This window comes from Hydrogenophaga intermedia, from assembly GCF_000723405.1.
GTDB classification, from domain to species: Bacteria; Pseudomonadota; Gammaproteobacteria; order Burkholderiales; family Burkholderiaceae_C; genus Hydrogenophaga; species Hydrogenophaga intermedia.
On sequence record NZ_CCAE010000002.1, the window covers coordinates 167,416 to 191,821 of the forward strand.

The following is a 24,406-nucleotide window of genomic DNA, read 5'->3' on the forward strand; positions in this document are numbered from 1 at the left end:
AAGACCATGGCTGGCCTGGACCGCAATACCCCTATTCCGCAGGACATCACCCTGCACGGCGCCTCGCGAGTGCTCGAGGTGGCCTTTTCCGATGGCCAGACCTTTCGCATCCCCTTCGAGCTGATGCGCGTGTACTCGCCTTCGGCCGAGGTGCAGGGCCACGGCCCCGGGCAGGAAGTGCTGCAGACCGGCAAGCGCGAGGTGCGCATCGTGGGCCTGGCGCCCATCGGCAACTACGCCGTGCAGCCCACCTTCGACGACGGTCACGAATCGGGCATCTTTTCCTGGGACTATCTGTACTTCCTGGGCTCGCAGCAAGGCCAGCTCTGGGCCGACTACGAGGCCCGCCTGCAGGCGGCGGGCGCGAACCGCGACGATCCCATGCAGGCGGCCGGTGGCCATGCGCACGGACACGGCTGCGGCCACCACTGAGAGGGGAAAAGCGCCCATGGCACAGACCCATTTCGGCTTCAAGACGGTTGACGAGGGCGAGAAGGCGCAGCGCGTGCGCGGCGTGTTCGACTCCGTCGCCTCGCGCTACGACGTCATGAACGACCTGATGTCGGGCGGCCTGCACCGCATCTGGAAGCGCTACACCACCACGGTGGCCAATGCCCAGCCCGGCCAGCAGGTGCTCGACATCGCCGGCGGCACTGGCGATCTGGCCCTGGCCTTCGCGCGCCAGGTCGGTCCCACCGGCCGCGTGGTGCACACCGACATCAACGAAGCCATGCTGCGCGAGGGCCGCACCCGCCTGCTCGACGCGGGTGTGGTGCTGCCCACCCTGGTGTGCGACGCCGAGAAGCTGCCCTTCGCTGACGCCAGTTTCGACATCGTCTCGGTGGCGTTCGGCCTGCGCAACATGACGCACAAGGAACTTGCGCTGGCCGAAATGCATCGGACGCTCAAGCCCGGTGGCCGGCTGCTCGTTCTGGAGTTTTCCAGGGTGGCCAAGCCGCTGGAGAAGGCGTACGACTGGTATTCGTTCAATGTGCTGCCGAAACTGGGCCAACTGGTGGCGGGGGATGCCGACAGCTACCGCTACCTGGCCGAGTCGATCCGCATGCACCCGGACCAGGAAAGCCTCAGGCAGATGATGAAGGGGGTCGGCTTCGGGCATGTCGACGTGCACAACCTCACCGGGGGTGTCGTCGCCCTGCACCTGGGCATCAAGTGTTGAACGGGGCGGGTTCGCCCCTCAGTCGGACGCGCAATCGTCGCAAATGGAGGCAAATTACATGAAGAAGCACAAGCTCTGGTCCTTCCTGCTGGCCTGCGCCCTGGCCGTCGGTTCCGCCGACGTCATGGCCAAGCGCCTGGGGGGTGGCCTGTCCATCGGCAAGCAGTCCGGCAACGTGACGCAACGCAGCAACGCGCCGACCCCGCCCAATCAGGCGCCCGCCCAGCAGGCGGCACCCGCGCCCACCCAGAGCAGCGCGGCGCAGCGACCTGCCACCGCACCCGCGGCGGCCGCCGCGCCCAAGCGCCCCTGGGGCGCCATGCTCGGTGGCCTGGCGGCTGGCTTGGGCCTGGCCTGGCTGGCCTCTGCCCTGGGCTTCGGCGAAGCCTTCGCGCAGTTCCTGCTGTTCGCCCTGCTGGCGGTGGTGGTGCTGGCCGTCGTCGGCATGGTGATGCGCCGCAAGGCGCCGGCCCAGGCGGCCAACCGCAGCGGTGACCTGGCCTGGCAAGGCGCCGCCGGCGGCGCCACGGCACGCGCACCGCTCGACCTCGAGCCCGCCGCGCCGGCCAGCTACAGCCCCAAGAACGTCGGCAACGACGCCTCCGCGCGACCCTGGGAGCGCAGCGCGCCCGCTTCGCTCGACCATGGTCAGGGCGGCTCCATGATCGGCTCGGCCCTGCTGGGCCGCCAGACCTGGGGCATCCCGGCCGGCTTTGACATCGATGGCTTCCTCAAGGCCTCCAAGTCCAACTTCGTGAACCTGCAGTCGGCCTGGGACAAGGCCGACATCTCCAGCCTGCGCGCCATGATGACCGACGACATGCTCGAGCAGATCAAGGGCCAGTTGGCGGAGCGCGAGCGCCAGGGCGGCGGCGCCCACCACACCGAGGTGGTGATGCTGGAGGCGCAGCTGCTGGGCATCGAGGAACTGGATGGCGAGTACATGGCCAGCGTGGAGTTCTCCGGCCTGATCCGCGAGGAGCCCTCGGCAGGTCCCAACCCCTTCCGCGAGGTCTGGAACATCACGCGTCCCAGCAGCGGCCCCGGTGGCTGGCTGGTGGCCGGCGTTCAAGCCCTGCAATAAGCGCTTTGCGGTGCCCGCCGCCGCGGGCTTATCCGTCAGAATCGGGTGGTCATGTCCCATGTACCACCCGATTCCACTTCTGGCGCCGAGCCCGGTGGCCCCACCGGCGCGCCCAACGATCCGCTGCGATCGATCCTGCAACTGCTGCGACCGCCCGGCTGGGTGATCGACGAGTTGCAGAACAAGCTGGTGCTTTTCCTCAACCACGTGCTCCAGCAGGAGCCCGCCGCCACCGAGCGGCTGCGCCGCCAGGCCGGCAAACCGCTGCGTGTGCAGTGGGGCGACTTCCACCTCTGCGTGGCGCCCACGCGCGCCGGCCTGCTGGAGCGTGTCGACCCCGTGCAGCACCCGCCCGAGCTCACTGTCAGCCTCACCCAGGCCTCGCCCGCCGAGCTTGCTCGGCGCGTGCTGTCGGGTGAAAAACCCGCGGTGGACATCCAGGGCGACGTGCAGTTCGCCGCCGAAGTGGCCTGGCTCGTGGACAACGTGCGTTGGGACCTGGAGGAAGACCTCTCGCGCCTGATCGGCGACGCGGCGGCGCACACCCTCGTCGGGTTCGCGCGGCAGGCGGCGCAAGCGATCAAGGGCTTCGCCGCCCGCATGCCCCGCCCGCCCGGCACCGGCGGGGGCGCGGGCCAATGAGACGCGTCCTGCGCGGCTGCTTCATCGTCTGGGTCGTGCTGCGGTACGGGCTGGACGAGCTTGTGCTCTCCAGCTTCGACCATCCCTGGATCCGTCGGCTCACCCGCATCGTTTCCACCGGCCGCCACCTCGACAACCCGCGCGGCCAGCGCCTGCGCGAGGCGCTCGAGCGCCTGGGGCCCATCTTCGTGAAGTTCGGCCAGGTGCTGTCTACCCGACGCGACCTGCTGCCGCCCGACATCGCCGACGAACTGGCGCGCCTGCAGGACCGCGTGCCACCGTTCCCCAGCGAGATCGCCATCGCCACCATCGAGCGGGCTTTCGGCCGCCGGGTCGATGACGTGTTCAGCCACTTCGAGCGCGTGCCCGTGGCCAGCGCCTCCATCGCCCAGGTGCACTTTGCCACCCTGCGCGGCGGGCGCGACGCCGGGCGCGAGGTCGCGGTCAAGGTGCTGCGGCCGAACATGCTGCCAGTCATCGAGAAAGACCTGGCCCTCATGCGCCTGATGGCCGGATGGGTCGAGCGCCTGTCGGCCGATGGCAAGCGCCTGAAGCCGCGCGAGGTGGTGGCCGAGTTCGACAAGTACCTCCACGACGAACTCGACCTGCTGCGCGAGGCCTCCAACGCCGCGCAACTGCGCCGCAACATGGCCGGGCTCGATCTCGTGCTCATTCCCGAGATGCTGTGGGACTGGTGCCGCAACGACGTGATGGTGATGGAGCGCATGCATGGCGTGCCCATCAACCGCACCAACGAGCTGCGCCGCCTGGGCGTGGACATCCCGCGCCTGGCGCGCGACGGCGTCACCATCTTCTTCACCCAGGTGTTCCGCGACGGCTTCTTCCACGCCGACATGCACCCGGGCAACATCCAGGTCAGCGTCGCGCCCGCCACCTTCGGCCGCTACATCTCGCTCGACTTCGGCATCGTCGGCACCCTCACGGAGCACGACAAGGAGTACCTGGCGCAGAACTTCACGGCCTTCTTCCGGCGCGACTACCGGCGCGTGGCCGAGCTGCACATCGAGTCGGGCTGGGTCCCGCCCGAGACGCGCGTGGACGAACTCGAATCCGCGATCCGTGCGGTCTGCGAGCCGTACTTCGACCGCCCGCTGAAGGAAATCTCGCTCGGCATGGTGCTCATGCGCCTGTTCCAGACCTCGCGCCGCTTTCAGGTCGAGATCCAGCCCCAGCTGGTGCTGCTGCAGAAAACCCTGCTCAACATCGAGGGCCTGGGCCGCGAGCTCGACCCCGAACTGGACCTCTGGGCCACCGCCAAGCCCTTCCTGGAGAAGTGGATGCTGGAGCAGCTCGGGCCGCAGAAGCTGCTGGCCCAGCTCAAGGCCGAGGCACCGCAATACGCCAAGCTGTTGCCCGCCCTGCCGCGCCTGCTGCACGACTACCTGCGCCACCGCCCGCACGAGCTGCGCAAGGAGCTCGATGTGCTGCTGGCCGAGCAGCGCCGCACTAACCGCCTGCTGCAGGGCATCATCTACGGCGGCATCGGCTTCGCACTGGGCCTGATCGTCACCCAGGTGCTGCTGCGCGTGCGGCTGTGGTGAGCCGCTTGGCCCGCGCCGGGGAATACCCCCGGAATTTATAATCGCGGGCTTTGTCCGCCCGCATCAGGCGGGCGCGTCCTTCACCCACTTTCCCCGCCATATGCCCATCTACGCCTACAAGTGCGAGTCCTGTGGCCATGCCAAGGACGTGCTGCAGAAAATCTCCGACGCCCCCTTGACCGTGTGCCCGGCCTGCGGTGCCGACGCCTTCCGCAAACAGCTCACCGCCGCTGGCTTTCAGCTCAAGGGCTCCGGCTGGTACGTGACCGACTTCCGTGGCGGCGACGGCGCGGGTGCCAATTCAGGCGTGGCGGCCGCTCCGGGCGAGAGCAAGCCCGGCGACGGCAAGCCGGCCGACGGCGCGGCCAGTGCCACGCCGGCCACCGCAGCCAAGGCCGAAGCGGCGCCCGCGCCAGCACCCGCGCCGGCGCCGGCGCCGTCCGCGCCGTCGGCCCCCAGCGCCTGATCGGCCCCACATGACCGCCCTGCGCAAGTGGCTGTTCGCGGGCCTTCTGGTCCTGGTGCCGCTCATCGTCACCCTCTGGGTGCTCGACTGGGTGGTCGGCACGCTCGACCAGACCCTGAACATCCTGCCCACGTCCTGGCGCCCCGACGCCTGGCTGGGCGTTCACGTGCCCGGGCTGGGTGTGCTCTTCGCGCTGGTCATCGTGCTGTCCATCGGCGCGCTGGCCTCCAACATCATCGGCAACAAGCTGGTGCACTGGTGGCACGCGCTGCTGCACCGCATCCCGGTGGTGCGCTCCATCTACTCGGGCGTGAAGCAGGTGTCCGACACCCTGTTCTCCGAGAAGGGCAACGCCTTTCGCAAGGCGCTGCTGGTGCAGTGGCCGCACGAGGGCATGTGGACCATCGCCTTCCTCACCGGCTCACCGCAGGGCGACCTGCTCGACCAGCTTCAGGCCCGCCCCGGCAGTGCCACGCCCGAGGACGAGTTCCTCAGCGTCTACGTGCCCACCACCCCCAACCCCACGGGCGGCTACTTCGTGCTGCTGCGCGCGCGCGACTGCGTGGAGCTGGCCATGAGCGTGGACGAAGCCCTCACCTACATCGTGTCCATGGGCGTCATCGTGCCCGGTGGCTCCCGCAACCCCAAGATCCAGCTCGCGGCCGATTCGGCGACCGAGACGCAACCCTGAGAAAGAAGCACCCCATGTCCATGCGAAGCCACTACTGCGGTCTGGTGACCGAAGCCCTGATGGGCCAGACCGTCACGCTCTCGGGCTGGGTGAACCGCCGACGCGACCACGGCGGCGTCATCTTCATCGACCTGCGCGACCGCGAAGGCACCGTGCAGGTGGTGTGCGACCCCGACCGCGCCGACATGTTCAAGACCGCCGAAGACGTGCGCAACGAGTTCTGCGTGCAGGTGGTCGGGCTGGTGCGCGCGCGCCCCGAAGGCACCACCAACGACACCATCAAGAGCGGCAAGATCGAGGTGCTGTGCCACGAGCTGAAGGTGCTCAACCCCTCGGTCACGCCGCCGTTCCAGCTCGACGACGACAACCTGTCGGAAACCACGCGCCTCACCCACCGCGTGCTCGACCTGCGCCGCCCCTACATGCAGCGCAACCTCATGTTGCGCTACCGCGTCGCCATGGAGGTGCGCAAGTTCCTTGACGCCAACGGCTTCATCGACATCGAGACGCCCATGCTCACCAAGAGCACCCCCGAGGGCGCGCGCGACTATCTGGTGCCCAGCCGTGTGCACGACGGCATGTTCTTCGCGCTGCCGCAGTCGCCCCAGCTCTTCAAGCAGCTGCTGATGGTGGCCGGCTTCGACCGCTACTACCAGATCACCAAGTGCTTCCGCGACGAGGACCTGCGCGCCGACCGCCAGCCCGAATTCACGCAGATCGATATCGAGACCTCGTTCCTGACCGAGCAGGACATCCGCGACATGTTCCAGGGCATGATCAAGACGGTGTTCCAGAACACGCTGGGCGTGGACCTGGGCGACTTCCCCGTCATGCCCTACAGCGAGGCCATGCACCGCTTCGGCTCCGACAAGCCCGACCTGCGCGTCACCATGGAATTCACCGAACTTACCGACGTGATGGCCGACGTGGACTTCAAGGTCTTCAGCGCGCCCGCGCAGATGGCCAACGGCCGCGTGGTGGCCCTGCGCGTGCCGGGCGGCGGCGAGATGAGCCGCAGCGAGATCGACGCCTACACGGAGTTCGTCAAGATCTACGGCGCCAAGGGCCTGGCCTGGATCAAGGTGAACGACGTCACCAAAGGGCGCGACGGCCTGCAGAGCCCCATCGTCAAGAACATCCACGACGCCGCGCTCACCGCCATCCTGCAGCGCAGCGGCGCGCAGAACGGCGACATCCTCTTCTTCGGCGCCGACAAGGCCAAGGTCGTCAACGACGCCATCGGCAACCTGCGCATCAAGATCGGCCACAGCGAACTGGGCAAGAAGAACGGCCTGTTCGAAGACCGCTGGGCCCCGATGTGGGTGGTGGACTTCCCCATGTTCGAGCACGACGACGAGGAGGACCGCTGGACCGCGGTGCACCACCCCTTCACCGCGCCCAAGGACGGCCACGAGGACTTCATGGTCAGCGACCCGGGCCGCTGCATCGCCAAGGGGTACGACATGGTGCTCAACGGCTGGGAGATCGGTGGCGGCTCGGTGCGCATCCACCGCGCCGACGTGCAGGCCAAGGTGTTCGATGCACTCAAGATCGGCCCCGAGGAGCAGCGCCTGAAGTTCGGCTTCCTGCTTGACGCGCTGCAGTACGGCGCACCGCCGCACGGCGGCCTGGCCTTCGGCCTGGACCGCATCGTCACGCTCATGACCGGCGCAGAGTCCATCCGCGACGTGATCGCCTTTCCCAAGACCCAGCGCGCGCAGTGCCTGCTCACGCAGGCACCCAGCCCGGTTGACGAGAAACAGCTGCGCGAGCTGCACATCCGCCTGCGCAACCCCGACGCCGTCAAGAACGCGTGAGATCGCTGTAGGACAAGGCCTCAAAAGGCGCCTTCGGGCGCCTTTTTCGTTGGAACCTGCGTATCCTTCGACAGTCGCACTGTTGATCCCCGCGATCGATCGTTCCCCTCACTGTCCCGGAAAGGAGTCCCGCCATGGCCGACGCCACCACCGAAACCAGCAAGAAAAAGCTCGTGCGCGACCTGCAGCGCGTCATCACCGACGCTGAAGAGTTGCTGCACGCTACCGCGAACGAAACCGAGGGCAAGGTCATCGAGATGCGCGAGCGCATCCGCGAGAACCTCATCGCCGCCCGGCACAAGCTCGGCGACATCGAGGAGAACGTGGCGGCCCGCACCAAGGAAGCCGCGCGCGCGACCGACGAGTACGTGCACGAGCACCCCTGGCAGGCCATCGGCACCGCCGCGGGCGTGGGCCTGCTCATCGGCATGCTCATCGCGCGTCGCTGAACCCGGCCATGGAGCCGTCCGCCCAGCGCCTCTCGGCCTCCGTGCGCGGTCTGGCCGCCACGCTCGTCGAGCTGGCCCAGGTCCGTCTCGAGCTGTTCAGCGTCGAGGCCCAGGAAGAGGTCCTGCGCATCGCCGGCTTGGTGGCCTACGGGGTCATCGCGCTGGTGTGCCTGGCGCTCGGCGTCTGTTTCCTGGCCATTCTGATCACCGTGGCCTTGTGGGATGAGCACCGCCTGGCCGCATTGGCCGGCTTCACCGGGGTGTTCCTGCTGATCGGCCTGGTGGCCATCTGGCAGGCGCGCGCGCGCGTGCTGCGTGGCTCGCGCCTGTTTTCGGCCAGCATCGACGAGTTGCGGCAGGACCGCGAAGCCCTGGAGCCGTGATGGGACTGCCGCGCGCCGAGCAGTTGAGGCAGCGGCACCTGAGCCTGCGGCGGCGTTCGCGCGCCCTGCGCGTTCGAGCGGGCGTGCAGGCCGAATCGCTGAGACCCATGTTCGGTTGGGCCGACCGGGTGCAGGACGCCTGGCACTGGCTGCGCGCCTGGCCACCCCAGTTGACCGTGCCCGTCGCCGGCCTGGTCGGGCTGTGGCTGGCGCGTCGGCCCAGCCGCCTGGTGTCGCTGCCCCTGCGGCTGCTGTCCGTGTGGCGCCTGTGGCAGCGCTTTGCGTCGACCCGCCGTGGGCGCTGAGCCCGCGCGGGCCTTCAAGGTCCCGCAGTCGGTGCTGGTGGTCATTCACACCCCCGCACTCGAGGTGCTGCTGATCGAGCGCGCCGATGCGCCAGGCTTCTGGCAGTCGGTCACCGGCTCCAAGGACACGTTCGACGAGCCCTTCGAGCGCACCGCCGCGCGCGAGGTGCAGGAGGAAACCGGTCTCGACGCCGGGGCCTCGGACCACGCCCTGCGCGACTGGGGCCTGGAGAACGTCTACGAGATCTACCCCCAGTGGCGCCACCGCTACGCGCCGGGGGTCACGCACAACACCGAGCGCGTGTTTGGCCTGTGTGTGCCGCGCCCGGTGCCGGTGCGACTGGAACCACGCGAGCACCGCGACCAGGTGTGGTTGCCTTGGCGCGACGCGGTGGAGCGCTGCTTCTCACCGTCCAATGCCGAAGCCATCGCCTGGCTGCCTCGGCTTGGCGGGATGCCGAGGCAGTAGGGCCATGCCGTCCGGCCGCGTGGAGGGGCGTCCGGCGCGCGTGCGGATGGGCCGGGGCCGCAGGCACGGATGCTGCCGCGCCTCGCGCTTCACCCACCACCATGTCTCGCTCCGATCGATCGCCCGCCGCGCGGGCCCTGCACGCACCACGTGTGCGCGCCATCCAGCCCGCCACGCTCCTTCGCCTCATGCGGCGCCTCTGTGGTGCCTCGACGTCGCCCGCGCACACCCAGCGAAGCCAACCGGCCGGCCGTCTGAGCCTGCCACCCGGGGGCGAGTTCCGCTTCCTGCCCGACCTGGGCAAGGCGGGCTGGCAGCACCTGCTGTTCGACGTCAAACTCGCTGGCGGTGGGCGCCGCCGTGTGGATTTGCGCGTGGGCGTGCAGGCGGCCGACGACCTGCTCACGGGCGACGCCTTGGTGGTGGTGGACACCGCGGCGGGAGCAGCCTTGCCCCGCCCCTGGCTGCGCGTGGGCCAGTCACTTGCCGGCGGCCTGCGGCTCTTCGGGGCGGGTGGTTTCGCCTACGCGCCCTGCGCGCACTTCGTCGGCAGCGAGACCTTCGCCTACCCGGCCACCGATGCCTCAGGCGAGGTCGTGGTCGTGCACGTGGCCGTTCACCTGCGCGCCACCCGACACTGAGGGCCGGTTCGCCATCCCGGCCATCGGCGCCGGGTGTGCGGCGCGTGCGATCATGCGCGCCATGAGCATGGTGCGCGTGGCGACCTACAACATCCACAAGGGCGTGCAGGGCCTGGGCCCGGCGCGCCGGCTCGAGATCCACAACCTCGTGCACGCCGTCGAGCAGTTCGACGCCGACATCGTCTGCCTGCAGGAGGTGCGCAGCCACCACCGCAAGCTCGAGCGTTATTTCACCCGCTGGCCCGAGATGGACCAGGCCGGATACCTCTCCCCCGAGGGCTACGAGGCCGTCTACCGCAGCAACGCCATCACGAAACACGGCGAGCACGGCAATGCGCTGCTGTCGCGCTGGCCGGTGGTGGGCGTCGGGCACTCCGATATGTCCGACCACCGCTTCGAGCAGCGCGGCCTGCTGCACGTGCACCTGCTGGTGGACGGCGTGGAGCTGCACGTGGTGGTGGTGCACCTGGGCCTGGTGCACGCCAGCCGCGAGCGCCAGGTCGCGCGTCTGGGCGAGTTCATCGCGCGCGAGGTGCCTGCCGGCGCGCCGGTGGTGGTGGCGGGAGACTTCAACGACTGGAGCGCGCAACTGCTCAAGCCCATGGCCGCGCTCGACCTGCACACCTTCGAGGGCATCCGCCTGCCCACTTTTCCGGCGCGCCTGCCGCTGCTTCACCTGGACCGCATCTTCTTCCGTGGCCTGCGCCCCGTCTCCGCCCACGTGCCGCACGGGCGCGCCTGGCGCCGCATGTCCGACCACCTGCCGCTGATCGCGGACCTTGAACTGACGTGAGACGCCTGCACGCGACCATGAAGCCCGGGCACCAGTTGGTGCTGCTGGTGGGCGGTGACGAGTTGTTCCCCGCGCTCATCGAAGCGATGGACGCGGCGCGCCAGGTGGTGCACCTGGAGACCTACATCTTCGAGTTCGCGGGTTCGGCCCTGGGCGTGGCCGAGGCACTGGAGCGCACCGCGCGCCGCGGCGTGGAGGTTCGACTGGTGGTCGACGGCGTGGGCACGCCCGTGATGCCGCAGGAGTGGCGCCAGCGCTTCGACGCGGCGGGCGTGCAGTGGCGCATCTACTCGCCGCTCGGCCGCTTCGGCCTGCTGTTTCCCCGGCTGTGGCGCCGGCTGCACCGCAAGCTCTGCGTGGTGGACGGCACGGTGGGTTTCTGCGGCGGCGTGAACATCATCGACGACCGCGACGACGTGGCCCTGGGCCGGCTCGACGAGCCGCGCCTGGACTACTCGCTGCGCGTGGCCGGCCCGCTGGTGCAGGACATGACCGAGACCATGGAGCAACTGTGGTGGCGCCTGAAGGCCGCGCGCGCGGCCCGCCAGCGGGAGTTCGCGGCGGCCTGGCAGGCCTTGCGGGGATCGAGTGGCTCCGGTCGGGGCGACTTCTCCAGGCTCCTGCGCAAGCTGGGTCACCGGGCGCGCGGCCTCGCGGGCGCGAGCGACGAGGAAGGCAGCACCCTGATGGGCGTGGACGACGCGCGCGCCGCGCTGCTGCTGCGCGACAACGTCGCGCACCGCCACGACATCGAACGCTCCTACCTCAAGGCCATCGGTGAGGCGCGCCACGAGGTCCTGATCGTCAACGCCTACTTCATCCCTGGGCGCAAGCTGCGCAAGGCCCTGTTGATGGCCGTGCAGCGCGGCGTGCGCGTGCGCCTGCTGCTGCAGGGGCGCTACGAACACTTTCTGCAGTACCGCGCCGCGCGGCCGGTGCTCAAGCGCCTGGTCAACGCGGGCATGGAAATCTGCGAGTACGCGCCGAGCGCGCTGCACGCCAAGGTGGCGGTGGTGGACGAGCGCTGGGCCACGGTGGGCTCCACCAACCTCGACCCTCTGTCCATGCTGCTGGCGCGCGAGGCCAACGTGACGACCACCGACCGGCGTTTCGCCGCGCTGTTGCGCGAGCACCTGGACGACATCGTCTGCCACCGCAGCAACCGCATGGAGGCACACGCGCTGAACAGCCGACCCTGGGGCGAGCGCATCCTGGACCGCATCGCCTTCGGCGTGATGCGCACCGTACTTTTCCTTACCGGCCACAGGTATTGAGGCCGGTCGGGTCGCCCTCACGTCGTTGAAATGCAGGACCTGATCGTCCAGCGCCCACAGGGCCTCTACTGCCCGCCCGGCGACTTCTACATCGACCCCTGGCGCCGCGTGGACCGCTCGGTGATCACGCACGCGCACGCCGACCACGCACGCATCGGCCACGCGCACTACTTGGCGGCCACGCCCGGTGCCGGCCTGCTGCGCGCCAGGCTGGGCGAAGGCATCAACCTGCAGACGCTGGACTACGGCGAAACCATCACGCACAACGGCGTGCGCATCAGCCTGCACCCGGCCGGCCACGTGCTGGGCTCCGCCCAGGTGCGCGTGGAACATCAGGGCCGCGTCTGGGTCGCCAGCGGCGACTACCGCCCCACGCCCGCAGGCGCCGTGCCGGACCGCACCTGCGCGCCCTTCGAGCCGGTGCGCTGCGACACCTTCATCACCGAATCCACCTTCGGCTTGCCCATCTACCGCTGGCGGCCCGATCACGAGCTGTTCGCCGAAGTCAACCGCTGGTGGGCCGACAACGCGGCCGCCGGGCGCGCGAGCGTGCTGTGCTGCTACAGCCTGGGCAAGGCCCAGCGCCTGCTCGGCGGCGTGGACCCGTCCATCGGCCCCATCGTCTGCCACGGCGCGGTGGAGCCGCTCAACCGCGCCTACCGTGCGGCCGGTATCGACCTGCCGCCCACCCTGGCCGTGGACGAGGTGCAGGACAAGGCCGACCTGCGCCGCGCATTGGTGCTGTGCCCGGGTCAGGCGCTGTCTTCGCCCTGGATGCGCCGCTTCGGCGACATCAGCGACGCCTTCGCCAGCGGCTGGATGCAGATCCGTGGCTGGCGCCGCCGCATGGGGCACGACCGTGGCTTCGTCATCAGCGACCACGCCGACTGGCCGGGCCTGCTCTCGGCCATCGGCGCCACCGGTGCCCAGCGCGTGATCGTCACCCACGGCAGCGTGCCCACGCTGGTGCGCTACCTGCAGGAGCAGGGCCTGCAGGCCGAGGGCTTCAAGACCGAGTATGGCGGCGAAGGCAGCGGCGACGACGACCAGGAGGCCGTGGCCAGCGCGGCGCCGGCCGCATGAAGCGCTTCGGTGCCTTGTTCGCCGAACTCGACGCGAGCACCTCCACCCACGCCAAGGTGGCCGCGCTGGTGCGCTACCTGCGCGAGGCGCCCGACGAGGACGCGGCCTGGGCGATGTACTTCCTGGCCGGTGGCAAGCCGCGCCAGCTCGTCCGCACCGCGCAATTGCGCGCGCTGGCACTGCAGGCTTCGGGCCTGCCCGAGTGGCTGTTCGAAGAAAGCTACCAGGCCGTGGGCGATCTGGCCGAAACCATCGCCCTGGTGCTGCCTGCGCCGGCCGATGGTGGCGGTGCGCGGGGCCTGCACGCCTGGATGACCGAGCGCCTGCTGCCGCTGCGCGGCGCCGACGAGGGCACCGTGGCCTTGGCCGTGCGCGATTGCTGGGCCGAGCTCGACAGCCTGGGCCGCTTCCTCTTCGTCAAGCTGGTGGGCGGGGGCTTTCGCGTGGGCGTGAGCAAGCTGCTGGTGCAGCGCGCCGCGGCCGAGTTCGCGGGCCTGGATCCCAAACTGGTGGCCGCGCGCATGATGGGCTACACCGACGGCAAGCGCGAACCCACGGCTGACGCCTGGCGCGCCATCGTGGCACCGGCCGATGGCGAGGCTGCCGCGCGGGACCCGAGCCAGCCCTATCCCTTCTTTCTCGCGCAGGCCTTGGCCAGCGAGCCGGACGAGGCCTCGCTCGGCCCGGCCAGCGACTGGCTCGCGGAATGGAAGTTCGACGGCATTCGCGGCCAGATCGTCCAGCGCGCGGGCCGCGTGTGGGTGTGGTCGCGCGGCGAGGAGCTGATGACCGACCGTTTCCCCGAACTGGAGCGCCTGGCCGCCGCCTGGCCCGACGGCACCGTGGTCGATGGCGAGATCGTGGCCTGGGACGCGCTGGCCGCGCCGCTGCCGGGCAGCGAGACCCTGGGCCGGCCCGGGCCCTTCGCGACGCTGCAGCAGCGCATCGGCCGCAAGACGCTCAGCGCGCGTGTGCTGGCTGAAGCGCCCGCGGGCTTCATCGCCTACGACCTGCTGGAGCAGGGCGGCCAGGACCTGCGCGCACAGCCCCAGCACGCGCGCCGCGCCGCGCTGGAGGCCCTGGCGGGTGCCTGCGTGCCGCCCTTGCCGTGCTCACCGCTGTTGACGGCGCCCGACTGGGCGACGCTGGCCGAGCGGCGCGCGCGCTCGCGCGAACTCGGTGTCGAGGGCCTGATGCTCAAGCACCGCGACAGCGCCTACGGCACGGGCCGCGTGAAGCGATCGGGCGAGGCCGGCGAGCGCCTGGCCTGGTGGAAGTGGAAGATCGACCCGCTCACCGTGGACGGCGTGCTGATCTACGCCCAGGCCGGCCACGGGCGGCGCGCCTCGGTCTACACCGACTACACCTTCGCCGTGTGGAACCGCGCGCCGCGCGACGCGGCCGAGGCCCAGGCCGTGGTCGAGGCCATCACCGAGCGCCGCCCGGCCGACCCCGAGGGCCTGCAACTCGTCTCCTTCACCAAGGCCTACTCGGGCCTGAGCGACGCCGAGTTTCGAGCCGTGGACGCGGTGATCCGCGAGACCACGCTGGAGAACTTCGGCCCGGTGCGCAGCGTGCGGCCCACGCTGGTGGTGGAACTGGCCTTCGAAGGCATCGCGCGCAGCAAGCGCCACAAAAGTGGCGTGGCCTTGCGCTTCCCGCGCATGCTGCGCGTGCGCGAGGACAAGCCGCTGCACGAGGCCAACACCCTGGCCGACCTGGAAGCCCTGTTGTCGGCCTGAGGCGCTTGCAGGGCAGGGCGCGACCACCGGCCAAGCTGTGGCGCCGACCTTGTGACGCAAACTCAGCCGGGGCGCTTTCTCGCGGCCAGGGCGATGGCCCCCATCGCCGCCGCGACGACCACCGCCATGCCCGCCATGCGCTGGGCACCCAGTTGTTCCTGAAACAACAGCCAACCGATCGCCAGCGAGAGCACCACGCTGGTGTACTGCAGCGACGCGGGGACCATGGGGTCTCCTCGCCCGAAGGCCTTGGATACACCCAGTTGACCCCAGGCGCCCAACCAACCGGCCAGCGCCAGCAGCGCGAAGTCGCCGATGCCGGCGGTGGTGATGGTGTGGAGCACGCGCGTGAACGGCAGGCTGAGCAGAGCGCCCAGCAAGCAGAAGTAGAAGACCATCTGCCACTCGTTCTGGCCAACCGCTTTCAAGCTCTTCACGTCCTTGAAGGCCATCGCGCCGAACAAGGCCCCCAGCACACCGATGGCGAAGGCCCCTGCCTGGTGGCCCATGTCCATCGACGTGCCGAAGGGGTTCATCATCAGCAGCACGCCGATGAACCCGACGCAGAGCAGGGCCGTTTGCCTGGTCGTGGGTGCGCTCCGGCGGTCCTTGTCCAAGTGAAGCAGCAAGCCCAGGAACAGCGGTGACATGTAGTTGAGCGTGACCGACACCCCCAGGGGCAGCGACCCCAGGGTGTGGTACCAGGCTCCCATGGCCACGCAGCCGAAGGCGGCGCGACGGGCGTGCAGTCCGATTGCCGTGGTGCGCAAGGGGAATCGCATGAGCCGCTGGAGCAGCAACACCCATCCCGCCGAGCACGCCAGGCGCAGAAACAGCAAGTCGCCGACGCCGAAGTGGTCCGATTGCTGTTTGATGATCAAGGCCATCAAGGTGAAGCACGCTGAAGCCATCAGCATCCACAGGGCGCTCGTCATGGTGCGTGTGGAAAGTCAGTCGAACTCGGTGCCGGGAACGACGGTGGTCACCCCGGCCTCGGGCGTGACGCCGACGAGGGCGCTGCCGGTCGTGGTGATGCGCAGCATTCGCCGGACTTGGTGAGCCGGCAGATCCTTCGTCGTCGCGGAATGCAGCAGGCTCCGGTTGTCCCAGACAACGATGTCGTTCGGCCGCCAGCGATGGCGATACACGTAAGCCGGGCGCGTCACGTGTGCCAAGAGCCTGTCGATCAAGGGGTCGCTGTCCACTGCATCCATGCCCTCGACGCCGATCACCGAGCCGATGATCCGGGGTGCAATGTGAAGCGACTCCTTGCCGGTTTCCGGGTGGCGTTTGACCAGTGGATGGATGACTTCCGGCGTGTCCTTCCGCTCTGCTTCGCCGACGAATTTCCAGCGCGCCCAAGGGTCTTCCCTGTTGGGTGACCAGCGGTATTGGTGACGCAGCCGCAGCTGGCGCAAGAACGTCTTCTCGTCATCGGGCAGATCCTGGAAAGCCGCCTCCACGTTCGCGAAGAGCGTGTCACCGCCTGCGTCGGGAATCTCGATCCCCCACAGCATGGTGGCGGCCGCGGTTACGGGCTTGTACGACGAGTCGGCGTGCCAGCCGTCACCAAAGTACTTCATCACATCATTGCGGCCGGGCTCTGCCTGGTTGGAGAGCATGGTCAGCGCAGGAATCTGCGGATGCCGCATGGCGCGGACGTGATGCACCTCGGCCTTGCCGAAGATGGTTCCGAACGCTGCGAAGACCTCGGTGGTGATGGCCTGACCGCGCAGCACGATGACTTTGTGGTCGAGATAGGCCTGATGGAGATCGCCTCGGTTGCGTTGCAGTGAGGCTTCGTTGAGCTGCAGATCGTCGATTTCGGCGGCGAACGTGCCCCCGATTCGTTTTGTCTTCATGACTTCCCTGTGACTGGTTCATCGCCCTGTCGGTCCAGATGCCGGCGAACGGGTTTTCACCGGGCGGCGAGTGTCTTGCATCCGCGGGTTCTGGTGGGCGAAGGACCTGTCACCGTCAGAAAATCCAAACGACGCCGGCCGCGTCGCGCGCTGCGCTCAGTAGTTCCGCCCGCCCTTGTACGCCGCGTGCGTGCGCGCGCGCAGCGGCGCCACGCGTTCGATGGCCGCCGTGGTGCGCGCCACCTGCGCGTGCGTGATCGCCAGGCCCAGCGCGTCGGCCGCGTCCTTGCCGGGCAGGCCGGGCAGTTGCAGCAGGCGCTTCACCATTTCCTGCATCTGCTCCTTGTTGGCGCGGCCGTGGCCGGCCACGGCCTTCTTGAGCTGCAACGCGGTGTACTCGGCCACGCTCAGCCCGTTGGCCACCAGGGCCGTGAGGCAGGCGCCGCGCGCCTGGCCCAACAGCAGCGTGGCCTGCGGGTTCACGTTCACGAACACGATCTCGCACACCGCCGCCTCGGGCTGGTAGCGGCGCGTGACCTCGGTGATGCCGTCGAACAGCACCTTCAGGCGCGCCGGCAGCAGCGCGCCGTCTTTCGGGCTGGTCTGGATGGTGCCGCTGGCCACGTAGTGCAGGCGCGGGCCCTCGGTGTCGATCACGCCGAAGCCGGTGCACTGCAGGCCGGGGTCGATGCCGAGGATTCTCATGAGGGGTTCACAGCCCGAAGGTCCAGCGGACCGAGTGGAAGAACACCGGCGCGGCGAAGCACAGCGCGTCCACGCGGTCGAGCAGACCCACCGCGCCGGTGACCGAGCGGCGCTCGCCGCCCCAGTTGGTCACGCCCCGGTCGCGCTTGATGGCCTTCATCACCAGGTGGCCCAGGGAGCCTGCCACGCAGGCCACCAGGGCCATGGCCAGCGCGGGCAGCGGCTTGAAGGGCGTGAAGCCCGCCAGCAGCGCGCCCAGCAGGCCGCCCGCCAGCAGGCCCCAGCCCCAGCTCTGCCAATGAAAGCTCGCGCTGATGCCCGGCGCCACCGGGCGCTGACGCCCGCGCGACGTGAGGTGCTGCACCAGCATGCAGGTTTGCACCACCAGCACCAGGAAGAAGACGAGGAAGGCGTTGTTGCCCAGCCAGCGCGGGAACTGCAGCAGCATCAGCGCGGGCACGTGGCTCAGGCCGTAGACGCAGACCATGATGCCCCACTGCAGCTTGGCGTTGCGCTCCAGGAAGCGCTGCGGGTCGTCGCGCAGTGCGCTCACCACGGGCAGCGCCAGAAACACGTACACGGGGATGAACACCGTGAACAGGTTGAACTGCGCGTTCCACACGAGCGCGTATTGCACGGGCAGCACCACGAAGAAGGCCAGCACCAGGCTGCGGTGGTCGCCGCGCCGCGTGGGCGACAGGCTGATGAACTCGCGCAGCGCGAAGAAGGAGAGGCTGCCGAAGAGTGCAAGCGACGCGCCCGGGCCCATCACCCAGCCGATCCAGAACACCACGGCCATGATCCAGGACACGCGCAGCAGGTTCGCGTTGTCGTGGCGGCGCTGGGCCAGGGCCGCGTCGTCGCCATGCGCGCGGCGCTCGCGCAGCGAGAGCAGGACACCCGCCACCGTGACCAGCGCCAGCAGGCCGAACACCACCAGGAACAGCAGGCCGACCTGCTGGTCGGATGTGAGGCCGCGCAGGAAGCCGGTCATCAGATGTCTCGCAAGGCCATGACGGCGAGACGGGCGCGTGCGAGGAAGTCGGCGCGCGGTTCGTCCACGCCGGCCTTCACCGGCTCGCCGAAGGTCACCGAGCACAGCACCGGCACGGGCACCACCTCGCCCTTGGGCATCACGCGCTGCACGTTGTGGATCCAGGTGGGCACCAGCACCACCTCGGGAAACTTCATGGCCAGGTTGTACAGGCCGCTCTTGAAGGGCTGCGGGTCTTCCTCGAAGCCGCGCGTGCCCTCGGGGAAGAGGATCAGCGAGTCGCCGCTGTCCAGCGCGGCGATCAGCGGGGCCAGCGGGTCCTCGTCGCCCTTGCGTTCGCGCTCCACGTAGACGGCGTTGAACACCTCGGTGGTGATCCAGCGCTTGAGCGGCGAGGCGGTCCAGTAGTCCTTGGCGGCGATGGGGCGCGTGATGCCTCGCAGCTCCTGCGGTAGTGCCGCCCAGATGAGCACCAGGTCGGCGTGGCTCTGGTGGTTGGCGAAGTAGATGCGCTGCTCGGCCTTGGGCGGGCAGCCGTACCAGCGCGCCTGAGCGCCGGTGAGCAGGCGCACCAGGCCCAGCAGGAAGTAGCTGACGGCGGTGGCGGCGATCCTCATGGAAGTTTCACGTCGCCCATTCGAGCGACGATGGTGCCCGTGCGACGCGCCAGGTAGGCCGAGCCCTGGCGCGTCTCGAAGAAGCGCGGGGAGGGCAGCATCACCGCCAGGCGCGCGGCCTCGTGCGCGTTGAGCCGCGCGGCCGGCTTGTTGAAGTAGCGCTGCGCGGCGGCCTCGGCGCCGAACACGCCCTCGCCCCATTCCACGCTGTTGAGGTAGATCTCGAGGATGCGGCGCTTGTCGAGCACCAGCTCGAGCATCAGGGAGAGCACCAGTTCCTGCCCCTTGCGCAGCAGGTTGCGCTCGCCCGAGAGCAGCAGGTTCTTGGCCAGTTGCTGGGTGATGGTGGACCCACCCACCACCTTGGGCTCGCGCGTGCTGCCGTTGGGGTTGCGCGCGGCGCGGCGCTCGGCCAGCTCCTGGCGGCGCTCGTTCTTTTGCCAGGCTTTCTGTATGGCGTCCCAGTCGACGCCGCCGTGCTCGAAAAAGCCCGCGTCTTCGGAGGCCACCACCGCGCGCCACAGGTTCGGGCTGATCTGCTCGCCATCCACCCAGCGCTGGCGCCAGCGCCACTCGGTCTCACCGCGCGCGCTGGCCGTGGCCACGCGCCAGGCCTCGGAACGCTGGAAGGCGGTGCTGTGCGGATCGAGCACGGCCATGAGCGCGATGCCGGCCAGGAAGTAGAGCTGCAGCGCCAGCCCCGCGAGCACCAACCACAGCAGCCAGCGACCGAAGGCGCGACCCACTACTGTCCCGACAGTTGGGTCTGCAGGCCGTCCTCTCGCGTGAAGCGAAAGCGCGAGACGACCACGATCTGGTCGGCCTGGCGGCGCATGGCCTCGTTGAAGCGGCCGAAGGACAGGCCGCGCACGATGGCGCGGGCCCGGCCGTCGAGCAGGCGGTTGCCCGAGCCCTGCACGACCTCGGTGTCGAGCACCTGACCGGTGTGGTTCACGGTGATCACCATGGTGAGTTCGCCGTACAGCTTGCGCCCGCCCGATTCGGGGAAGTTGGCCGTGCCGTGCTGCTCGATGCGCCTGCGCAGGCCGTCGTAGTACACGGCGTACACCGCCTCGCGCGTGGCGGGGCTGATGTAGCGCTTGCGCGGCCGCGCGTTTTCCTCGTTGATGCGTTTTTCGATCTCGGCCAGCACGCGCACCAAGGCCTGGCGCTTCTGCTCGCGTTCGATGGACTCGCGGCTCTGGCGCTCGGCCGCCGGGGCGGGCGGCGGCATGGTCGCCAGGGCGCGGCGCACCTGCGCGAGCAACTGCGTCTGCTGCTCCATCAGGGCTTCCAGGCGGCGCACCTCTTCGTCCGGCGTGTCGCCCAGACGGGCCGTGGCTGCGGGCGGGAGAGGGGAGGTGGCGCGCCCGCGCTCGGCATCACCCCCGCCGGCCAGCGAGGCCTGGGCGATGGCCTGGGCCTTCTCGGGGCGTTGGTCGCTGCGCGCGTTGACCAGGATCACCTCGAGCGGCGTGTCCTTGAACACCCGGTCGAAGCGTTCGGGGTCGACGAAACGGACCGCGAGCAGGGCCGCGTGCACGCCGAGCGAGACGAGCAGCGCGAGCTGCAGCGTGCTCAGGTTCCTCAGTCGTTGGACGGCCTTGACGCGGGCGGATTTCACGCGGGGGATTATCCGTTCTGCGGGGTGTCCCCAGGGGTATCGGCAGCGGCAGGCTCGTCCAGATCGATGGCCAGCGCCACCGGGGCGCCCAACGGCTCTTCCTCGTCCTCTTCGGCTTCGCTCTCCAGCGCGTCGGCGCTCTCCACCGGCTGGTCGAGCCGCTCGATGACGGTGCCGCTTACCTCCAGGCTGATGTCGTCGATGGCGCCGAGCCGCACGCGCAGGTGGGCGCCGCGCATCAGGCCCTCGGCGCCCAGCACGGGCAGCACCAGGGGCAGGGTGTCGGCGCGCACCAGGCCGTCCTTGATCAGCGTGGCCGTGAGTTCGGTGATGCCGTTCTGGCGCAGGTGCTGCAGCGTCCAGTAGCGCTCCATGCCGCCCTGGAAACCGTTGTACGCGGCGTGGGCGGCGTCGAAGGCGCTCACCACGGCGAACAGGTTGGCGTCCTTGGGCTTGAAGGGCGCGGCGAGCGCGGCCGTCTTGCCGTGGCGCGCGCAGGCCACGATCTGCCACTGGTTCACCAGATCGACGTAGCGGCGCAAGGGCGAGGTGCTCCAGGCGTAGGCTTTCACCCCGATGCCCGCGTGCGGCAGCGCCTTGGTGCCCATGCGCACCTTGATGCCGGGCAGCAGGCTGGCCTGGCTGCGGTAGATGCCGGGCACGCCGCACTCGGCCAGCCACAGGCCCCAGGTCTTGTTGGCCAGGATCATGGCCTCGGCCACCATCAGATCCAGCGGCGCGCCGCGCGAGCGCGTGCCGATGAGCACACGCTCGTCGCCGGCGGGCTCGTCACCTTGCACGCCCTCGAGCTTGAAGGTGTAGTCGGGCCGCGTAAAGGTCTCGGGCTTGCCACGCGCCACTTCTCGCTGCGCCTTGTGTTCGCGCGCGAAGCGGTGCAGGAAGACCAGCGCGGGCTGCAGGCCCGCGAGTTCCGCTGGAGCGGCGGAATTCGCTTCGCCCCCGAGCCATGCCTCGGTGACGATGGCGTCGAGCCGGTCGTGGCGCAGGTTGTGGGCGATGGGCACGCGCTCCAGCGCGGTGCGGCTGGCGCCCACGGCCAGCGTGGCCTCGTCGATCTCCACGTACAGCGACACGGCCGGGCAGTCGCGCCCGGCCTGCAGCGTGTAGGCCTCCACCACCGCATCGGGCAGCATGGTGATCTTGTGGCCCGGCATGTAGACGGTGGACAGCCGGTGGCGGGCGATCTCGTCGAGCGCGCTGCCGGGCGCGATGGCCAGGCCCGGCGCCGCGATGTGGATGCCCAGCGTGACCGTGCCCGAACCCAGACCCTGCACGGACAGCGCGTCGTCGATCTCGGTGGTGGCGGAGTCGTCGATGGAGAAGGCCTGCACGTTCGCCAGGGGCAGCTCGTCGGCCACCGGCGGCGCGCTGAGCGCAGGAAAGCCCGTGCCCTTGGGGAAGTGCTCGAACAGGAAGCGCTGCCAGTGGAACTGATACGCGCTGGTGATGGCGCCGGCCTTCTGCAGCAGCACCAGCGGTGCGGTGTGGCTCTGGCGCGCGGCCTCCACCACGGCCTTGTACTCGGGGCCGTTCTTGTCGGGCTTGAAGAGGATGCGGTAGAGCTGCTGGCGCACCGGCTCGGGGCATTGGCCGGCGGCGAGCTCGGCGGCCCAGGCTTCGATACGGGCCTGCAGCTCCTTCTTCTTCTCGATGGCGGCCAGGGCCTGCGCCACGATCTCGGGCGGCGCCTTCTTGAAGCGGCCCTTGCCGGCGCGGCGGAAGTAGTGCGGCGCGTTCTGCAGGGTGAGCAGGGCGGCCGCCTGCTGTGCCGTGCCGGCCTGGGCGTTGAAGTACTCGCGCGCCAGGTCGGCGAAGCCGAACTCGTCCTCGGGCGCGAACTCGTAGGCGAGCTCGAGCTCCATGCCCTCGGCCAGCGCAGTGGCCTCCTTCATGAGCTCGGCGGGCGAGGGTTTCTCGAATCGCAGCAGCGCGTTGGCCGCCTTCACTTTCACCCGCTTGCCGGAGTCGAGTTCCACTTGAAGAGAACTTTCGGCCTCGGACAGCAGGCGGCCGGTCAGGAACTTGCCGGCCTCGTCGAACAGGATGTGCATGGGCGGGATTGTCCCATCCCGGCCATGGGGGCCGTCACTTCGGGCGGCCCATCGGCCGTCAGGCCAGCCGCAGGAAGCCGAACACCGCGTCCATGTGCGCCTCGAAATCGCTGATCGCATGGTCGCCGCCCTCCAGCAGGCGGATGTCGCCCCCCGCGCAGAAGGCCTGCATCTCGCGCCAGTCGAGCACCTCGTCGCCTTTGGCGACGATCGCCATCAGCCGATCGGGCGTCACGGGGTTCAAGGGCGCCAGCCGCGCGATGTCGGCCTCCAGCACCCGGAGTTCGTCCACGAAGGCCGGCTCGAAGAAGAAACGCTCCTCGGGGTTCTGCCAGGTGGTCTGCTCGCCGATGTGGTCCGACAGGTCGCGTGCGGGAAAGCTCGCGGGGTTGAGCAGCACCGCGCGACAGCCCGTCTGCAGGGCGAACCAGCGCGCGTAGAAGCCGCCCAGCGAGGAGCCGACCACGGCCGTGCGATCGAAGGGCCAGTCGGCCGTGCCCTGGCGGACCAGCGCCGCCGCGGCGCGCGGCGAGGGCGGCAATTGGGGGCACCACCAGGTTACGCCGGGGTGCTCGCGGTGCACGAACTCGCCCACCATCCGCGCCTTCATGGACAGCGGCGAGGACCGGAAACCGTGCAGGTAGAGCAGGTGGGTGGCGGGGCTGTCCGTGGGGGCGTTCATCGACTGAGGATAATCGCGTCCCATGGCCGTCGTCCTCGACAAACCCAGTCTGCTGCAGCGCGCGATCCCTTTCATGCGGGGCTTCGACTGGCCGCTGATCGCCATCGTCTGCTGCATGGCCGCGCTGGGCCTGCTCACCATGTATTCGGTGGGCTTCGACCACGGCTCGCGCTTTGCCCAGCACAGCCGCAACATGCTCATCGGCGCGGGCGTGATGCTGGTGTTCTCTCAGATCCCGCCGCAGCGCCTGATGAGCCTGGCGCTGCCGGTCTACATCGTGGGCGTGGCCCTGCTGCTGGGGGTGGAGTTCGCGGGCGTCATGCGCAAGGGCGCGCAGCGCTGGCTGGACATCGGCGTCACCGTGATCCAGCCCAGCGAGATCATGAAGATCGCCATGCCCATGATGCTGGCGTGGTGGTTCCACCGCCGCGAAGGGCAGCTCAAGGCCACGGATTTCATCGTCGCGGGGGGGCTGCTGGCGGTGCCCATCGCGCTCATCCTGCTGCAGCCCGACCTGGGCACCACCCTGCTGGTGATGGCCTCGGGCCTGGCCGTCATCTTCTTCGCCGGCCTGAGCTGGAAGCTCATCGTCCCGCCCGTGTTGCTGCTGGCAGTGGGCGTCGTGGTGCTGATCTTCAATGAGTCGAGCTGGTGCGCGCCCGGGGTGGATTGGCAGGTGCTGCACGAGTACCAGCGCCAGCGCGTGTGCACCCTGCTGGACCCGACCAAGGACCCGCTGGGCAAGGGTTTCCACATCATCCAGGGCATGATCGCCATCGGCTCGGGCGGCGTCTGGGGCAAGGGCTTCATGCAGGGCACGCAGACTCACCTGGAATTCATCCCCGAACGCACCACCGACTTCATCTACGCCGCCTTCTCCGAGGAGTTCGGCCTGGTGGGCGTGTTGGTGCTGGTGGTGGGGTTCACCGCGCTCATCGGCCGGGGGCTGATCATCGCGGCCGAGGCGCCCACGCTGTTCTCGCGCCTGCTGGCTGGCGCGCTCACGCTCAACCTGTTCGTCTACGCCTTCGTCAACATGGGCATGGTCAGCGGCATCCTGCCGGTGGTGGGCGTGCCGCTGCCCTTCGTGAGCTACGGGGGCACGGCCATGGTGACGATGGGGGTCGGGCTGGGCATGTTGCTGGCGATTTCGCGGGCCAAGCGGCTGGTGCCCACATGAACGTGGGCCCCCACACTCCGCCGCTGCGCGGGTCGCTGCCCCCCGAGGGGGCTGATCCGGCTTGGGGCGGCCCGGCGCCGGATCGTGGC

General features: G+C 69.4%; 27 protein-coding genes. 18 read left to right on the top strand and 9 right to left on the bottom strand.

Annotated features, from left to right (window positions below; genetic code table 11):
- Positions 1 to 6: 6 nt before the first annotated feature.
- The 17 genes from BN948_RS02265 (at position 7) to BN948_RS02345 (ending at position 14,581) form a co-directional block, all read left to right on the top strand.
- Complete coding sequence (locus BN948_RS02265; RefSeq protein WP_009516528.1) at positions 7 to 432, top strand: gamma-butyrobetaine hydroxylase family protein; 426 nt, start codon at positions 7 to 9, stop codon at positions 430 to 432.
- A gap of 16 nt (positions 433 to 448) precedes the next feature.
- Positions 449 to 1,180: a bifunctional demethylmenaquinone methyltransferase/2-methoxy-6-polyprenyl-1,4-benzoquinol methylase UbiE gene (gene ubiE / locus BN948_RS02270; protein ID WP_009516529.1), complete on the top strand. Its 732-nt coding sequence runs from the start codon at positions 449 to 451 to the stop codon at positions 1,178 to 1,180.
- A gap of 58 nt (positions 1,181 to 1,238) precedes the next feature.
- On the top strand, positions 1,239 to 2,264 hold the full coding sequence (locus BN948_RS02275; protein WP_009516530.1) for a Tim44 domain-containing protein: 1,026 nt from the start codon (positions 1,239 to 1,241) through the stop codon (positions 2,262 to 2,264).
- 51 nt (positions 2,265 to 2,315) lie between these two features.
- The gene (locus tag BN948_RS02280) at positions 2,316 to 2,906 is read left to right on the top strand and encodes a ubiquinone biosynthesis accessory factor UbiJ (protein ID WP_009516531.1); all 591 of its coding nucleotides are present in this window, start codon (positions 2,316 to 2,318) and stop codon (positions 2,904 to 2,906) included.
- Complete coding sequence (gene ubiB / locus BN948_RS02285; RefSeq protein WP_009516532.1) at positions 2,903 to 4,468, top strand: ubiquinone biosynthesis regulatory protein kinase UbiB; 1,566 nt, start codon at positions 2,903 to 2,905, stop codon at positions 4,466 to 4,468. The genes BN948_RS02280 and ubiB overlap by 4 nt, the downstream gene beginning before the upstream one ends.
- A gap of 100 nt (positions 4,469 to 4,568) precedes the next feature.
- Positions 4,569 to 4,934, top strand: coding sequence for an FmdB family zinc ribbon protein (locus BN948_RS02290; RefSeq protein WP_009516533.1), 366 nt, complete (start codon positions 4,569 to 4,571; stop codon positions 4,932 to 4,934).
- Between the two features lie 10 nt (positions 4,935 to 4,944).
- On the top strand, positions 4,945 to 5,625 hold the full coding sequence (locus tag BN948_RS02295) for a DUF502 domain-containing protein (protein ID WP_009516534.1): 681 nt from the start codon (positions 4,945 to 4,947) through the stop codon (positions 5,623 to 5,625).
- Between the two features lie 14 nt (positions 5,626 to 5,639).
- Positions 5,640 to 7,442: an aspartate--tRNA ligase gene (gene aspS / locus BN948_RS02300; RefSeq protein WP_009516535.1), complete on the top strand. Its 1,803-nt coding sequence runs from the start codon at positions 5,640 to 5,642 to the stop codon at positions 7,440 to 7,442.
- Positions 7,443 to 7,576: 134 nt separating this feature from the next.
- A complete protein-coding gene (locus BN948_RS02305) occupies positions 7,577 to 7,891 on the top strand; it encodes an ElaB/YgaM/YqjD family protein (protein WP_009516536.1) in 315 nt (104 codons plus the stop codon).
- An 8-nt stretch (positions 7,892 to 7,899) separates the two neighbouring features.
- A complete protein-coding gene (locus BN948_RS02310) occupies positions 7,900 to 8,274 on the top strand; it encodes a phage holin family protein (protein ID WP_009516537.1) in 375 nt (124 codons plus the stop codon).
- Complete coding sequence (locus BN948_RS02315; RefSeq protein ID WP_009516538.1) at positions 8,274 to 8,579, top strand: hypothetical protein; 306 nt, start codon at positions 8,274 to 8,276, stop codon at positions 8,577 to 8,579. Before BN948_RS02310 ends, BN948_RS02315 begins: the two co-directional genes overlap by 1 nt.
- A complete protein-coding gene (gene nudB, locus BN948_RS02320; protein ID WP_009516539.1) occupies positions 8,569 to 9,048 on the top strand; it encodes a dihydroneopterin triphosphate diphosphatase in 480 nt (159 codons plus the stop codon). Before BN948_RS02315 ends, nudB begins: the two co-directional genes overlap by 11 nt.
- Positions 9,049 to 9,149: 101 nt before the next feature.
- Positions 9,150 to 9,689, top strand: coding sequence for an Ig-like domain-containing protein (locus tag BN948_RS02325; RefSeq protein ID WP_009516540.1), 540 nt, complete (start codon positions 9,150 to 9,152; stop codon positions 9,687 to 9,689).
- Positions 9,690 to 9,741: 52 nt separating this feature from the next.
- Positions 9,742 to 10,482, top strand: a complete 741-nt coding sequence (locus tag BN948_RS02330; RefSeq protein ID WP_009516541.1) for an endonuclease/exonuclease/phosphatase family protein — start codon at positions 9,742 to 9,744, stop codon at positions 10,480 to 10,482.
- Positions 10,483 to 10,499: 17 nt separating this feature from the next.
- Entirely contained in the window at positions 10,500 to 11,756 is a 1,257-nt protein-coding gene (clsB, locus tag BN948_RS02335; protein WP_009516542.1) for a cardiolipin synthase ClsB, read from the top strand.
- A gap of 30 nt (positions 11,757 to 11,786) precedes the next feature.
- Complete coding sequence (locus BN948_RS02340; RefSeq protein WP_009516543.1) at positions 11,787 to 12,839, top strand: ligase-associated DNA damage response exonuclease; 1,053 nt, start codon at positions 11,787 to 11,789, stop codon at positions 12,837 to 12,839.
- Positions 12,836 to 14,581 (top strand): ATP-dependent DNA ligase, encoded by a 1,746-nt coding sequence (locus tag BN948_RS02345; RefSeq protein WP_009516544.1) that lies wholly within the window; start codon positions 12,836 to 12,838, stop codon positions 14,579 to 14,581. The genes BN948_RS02340 and BN948_RS02345 overlap by 4 nt, the downstream gene beginning before the upstream one ends.
- Before the next feature lie 62 nt (positions 14,582 to 14,643).
- On the opposite strand, the gene BN948_RS02350 is transcribed toward BN948_RS02345, so the two are convergent.
- From BN948_RS02350 to BN948_RS02390, 9 genes are all read right to left on the bottom strand, one after another.
- The gene (locus BN948_RS02350; protein ID WP_009516545.1) at positions 14,644 to 15,516 is read right to left on the bottom strand and encodes a DMT family transporter; all 873 of its coding nucleotides are present in this window, start codon (positions 15,514 to 15,516) and stop codon (positions 14,644 to 14,646) included.
- A 15-nt stretch (positions 15,517 to 15,531) separates the two neighbouring features.
- Positions 15,532 to 16,443, bottom strand: a complete 912-nt coding sequence (locus tag BN948_RS02355) for a TauD/TfdA dioxygenase family protein (RefSeq protein WP_009516546.1) — start codon at positions 16,441 to 16,443, stop codon at positions 15,532 to 15,534.
- A 156-nt stretch (positions 16,444 to 16,599) separates the two neighbouring features.
- The gene (gene ruvC / locus BN948_RS02360) at positions 16,600 to 17,148 is read right to left on the bottom strand and encodes a crossover junction endodeoxyribonuclease RuvC (protein ID WP_009516547.1); all 549 of its coding nucleotides are present in this window, start codon (positions 17,146 to 17,148) and stop codon (positions 16,600 to 16,602) included.
- Between the two features lie 7 nt (positions 17,149 to 17,155).
- A complete protein-coding gene (locus BN948_RS02365) occupies positions 17,156 to 18,142 on the bottom strand; it encodes a phosphatidate cytidylyltransferase (RefSeq protein ID WP_009516548.1) in 987 nt (328 codons plus the stop codon).
- Positions 18,142 to 18,759: a lysophospholipid acyltransferase family protein gene (locus tag BN948_RS02370; protein ID WP_009516549.1), complete on the bottom strand. Its 618-nt coding sequence runs from the start codon at positions 18,757 to 18,759 to the stop codon at positions 18,142 to 18,144. Before BN948_RS02370 ends, BN948_RS02365 begins: the two co-directional genes overlap by 1 nt.
- On the bottom strand, positions 18,756 to 19,505 hold the full coding sequence (gene mtgA, locus BN948_RS02375) for a monofunctional biosynthetic peptidoglycan transglycosylase (RefSeq protein ID WP_009516550.1): 750 nt from the start codon (positions 19,503 to 19,505) through the stop codon (positions 18,756 to 18,758). The genes BN948_RS02370 and mtgA overlap by 4 nt, the downstream gene beginning before the upstream one ends.
- A complete protein-coding gene (locus tag BN948_RS02380) occupies positions 19,505 to 20,383 on the bottom strand; it encodes an energy transducer TonB (RefSeq protein ID WP_009516551.1) in 879 nt (292 codons plus the stop codon). Before BN948_RS02380 ends, mtgA begins: the two co-directional genes overlap by 1 nt.
- 8 nt (positions 20,384 to 20,391) lie before the next feature.
- On the bottom strand, positions 20,392 to 22,455 hold the full coding sequence (locus BN948_RS02385) for a ribonuclease catalytic domain-containing protein (protein WP_009516552.1): 2,064 nt from the start codon (positions 22,453 to 22,455) through the stop codon (positions 20,392 to 20,394).
- Between the two features lie 58 nt (positions 22,456 to 22,513).
- Positions 22,514 to 23,137 carry a YqiA/YcfP family alpha/beta fold hydrolase gene (locus BN948_RS02390; protein ID WP_009516553.1) on the bottom strand — a complete coding sequence of 208 codons (624 nt, stop codon included), beginning with the start codon at positions 23,135 to 23,137 and terminating at the stop codon, positions 22,514 to 22,516.
- A gap of 22 nt (positions 23,138 to 23,159) precedes the next feature.
- Between BN948_RS02390 and rodA the strand changes: the two genes are divergently transcribed.
- Positions 23,160 to 24,317 carry a rod shape-determining protein RodA gene (rodA, locus tag BN948_RS02395; RefSeq protein ID WP_009516554.1) on the top strand — a complete coding sequence of 386 codons (1,158 nt, stop codon included), beginning with the start codon at positions 23,160 to 23,162 and terminating at the stop codon, positions 24,315 to 24,317.
- Positions 24,318 to 24,406 lie beyond the last annotated feature (89 nt).

Coding starts and splice junctions, on each gene's coding strand:
- BN948_RS02265 (WP_009516528.1), top strand. CDS start 7: ATGGCTGGCCTGGACCGCAATACCCCTATTCCGCAGGACATCACCCTG.
- ubiE (WP_009516529.1), top strand. CDS start 449: ATGGCACAGACCCATTTCGGCTTCAAGACGGTTGACGAGGGCGAGAAG.
- BN948_RS02275 (WP_009516530.1), top strand. CDS start 1,239: ATGAAGAAGCACAAGCTCTGGTCCTTCCTGCTGGCCTGCGCCCTGGCC.
- BN948_RS02280 (WP_009516531.1), top strand. CDS start 2,316: ATGTCCCATGTACCACCCGATTCCACTTCTGGCGCCGAGCCCGGTGGC.
- ubiB (WP_009516532.1), top strand. CDS start 2,903: ATGAGACGCGTCCTGCGCGGCTGCTTCATCGTCTGGGTCGTGCTGCGG.
- BN948_RS02290 (WP_009516533.1), top strand. CDS start 4,569: ATGCCCATCTACGCCTACAAGTGCGAGTCCTGTGGCCATGCCAAGGAC.
- BN948_RS02295 (WP_009516534.1), top strand. CDS start 4,945: ATGACCGCCCTGCGCAAGTGGCTGTTCGCGGGCCTTCTGGTCCTGGTG.
- aspS (WP_009516535.1), top strand. CDS start 5,640: ATGTCCATGCGAAGCCACTACTGCGGTCTGGTGACCGAAGCCCTGATG.
- BN948_RS02305 (WP_009516536.1), top strand. CDS start 7,577: ATGGCCGACGCCACCACCGAAACCAGCAAGAAAAAGCTCGTGCGCGAC.
- BN948_RS02310 (WP_009516537.1), top strand. CDS start 7,900: ATGGAGCCGTCCGCCCAGCGCCTCTCGGCCTCCGTGCGCGGTCTGGCC.
- BN948_RS02315 (WP_009516538.1), top strand. CDS start 8,274: ATGGGACTGCCGCGCGCCGAGCAGTTGAGGCAGCGGCACCTGAGCCTG.
- BN948_RS02325 (WP_009516540.1), top strand. CDS start 9,150: ATGTCTCGCTCCGATCGATCGCCCGCCGCGCGGGCCCTGCACGCACCA.
- BN948_RS02330 (WP_009516541.1), top strand. CDS start 9,742: ATGCGCGCCATGAGCATGGTGCGCGTGGCGACCTACAACATCCACAAG.
- clsB (WP_009516542.1), top strand. CDS start 10,500: ATGAAGCCCGGGCACCAGTTGGTGCTGCTGGTGGGCGGTGACGAGTTG.
- BN948_RS02340 (WP_009516543.1), top strand. CDS start 11,787: ATGCAGGACCTGATCGTCCAGCGCCCACAGGGCCTCTACTGCCCGCCC.
- BN948_RS02345 (WP_009516544.1), top strand. CDS start 12,836: ATGAAGCGCTTCGGTGCCTTGTTCGCCGAACTCGACGCGAGCACCTCC.
- BN948_RS02350 (WP_009516545.1), bottom strand. CDS start 15,516: ATGACGAGCGCCCTGTGGATGCTGATGGCTTCAGCGTGCTTCACCTTG.
- BN948_RS02355 (WP_009516546.1), bottom strand. CDS start 16,443: ATGAAGACAAAACGAATCGGGGGCACGTTCGCCGCCGAAATCGACGAT.
- ruvC (WP_009516547.1), bottom strand. CDS start 17,148: ATGAGAATCCTCGGCATCGACCCCGGCCTGCAGTGCACCGGCTTCGGC.
- BN948_RS02365 (WP_009516548.1), bottom strand. CDS start 18,142: ATGACCGGCTTCCTGCGCGGCCTCACATCCGACCAGCAGGTCGGCCTG.
- BN948_RS02370 (WP_009516549.1), bottom strand. CDS start 18,759: ATGAGGATCGCCGCCACCGCCGTCAGCTACTTCCTGCTGGGCCTGGTG.
- BN948_RS02385 (WP_009516552.1), bottom strand. CDS start 22,455: ATGCACATCCTGTTCGACGAGGCCGGCAAGTTCCTGACCGGCCGCCTG.
- BN948_RS02390 (WP_009516553.1), bottom strand. CDS start 23,137: ATGAACGCCCCCACGGACAGCCCCGCCACCCACCTGCTCTACCTGCAC.
- rodA (WP_009516554.1), top strand. CDS start 23,160: ATGGCCGTCGTCCTCGACAAACCCAGTCTGCTGCAGCGCGCGATCCCT.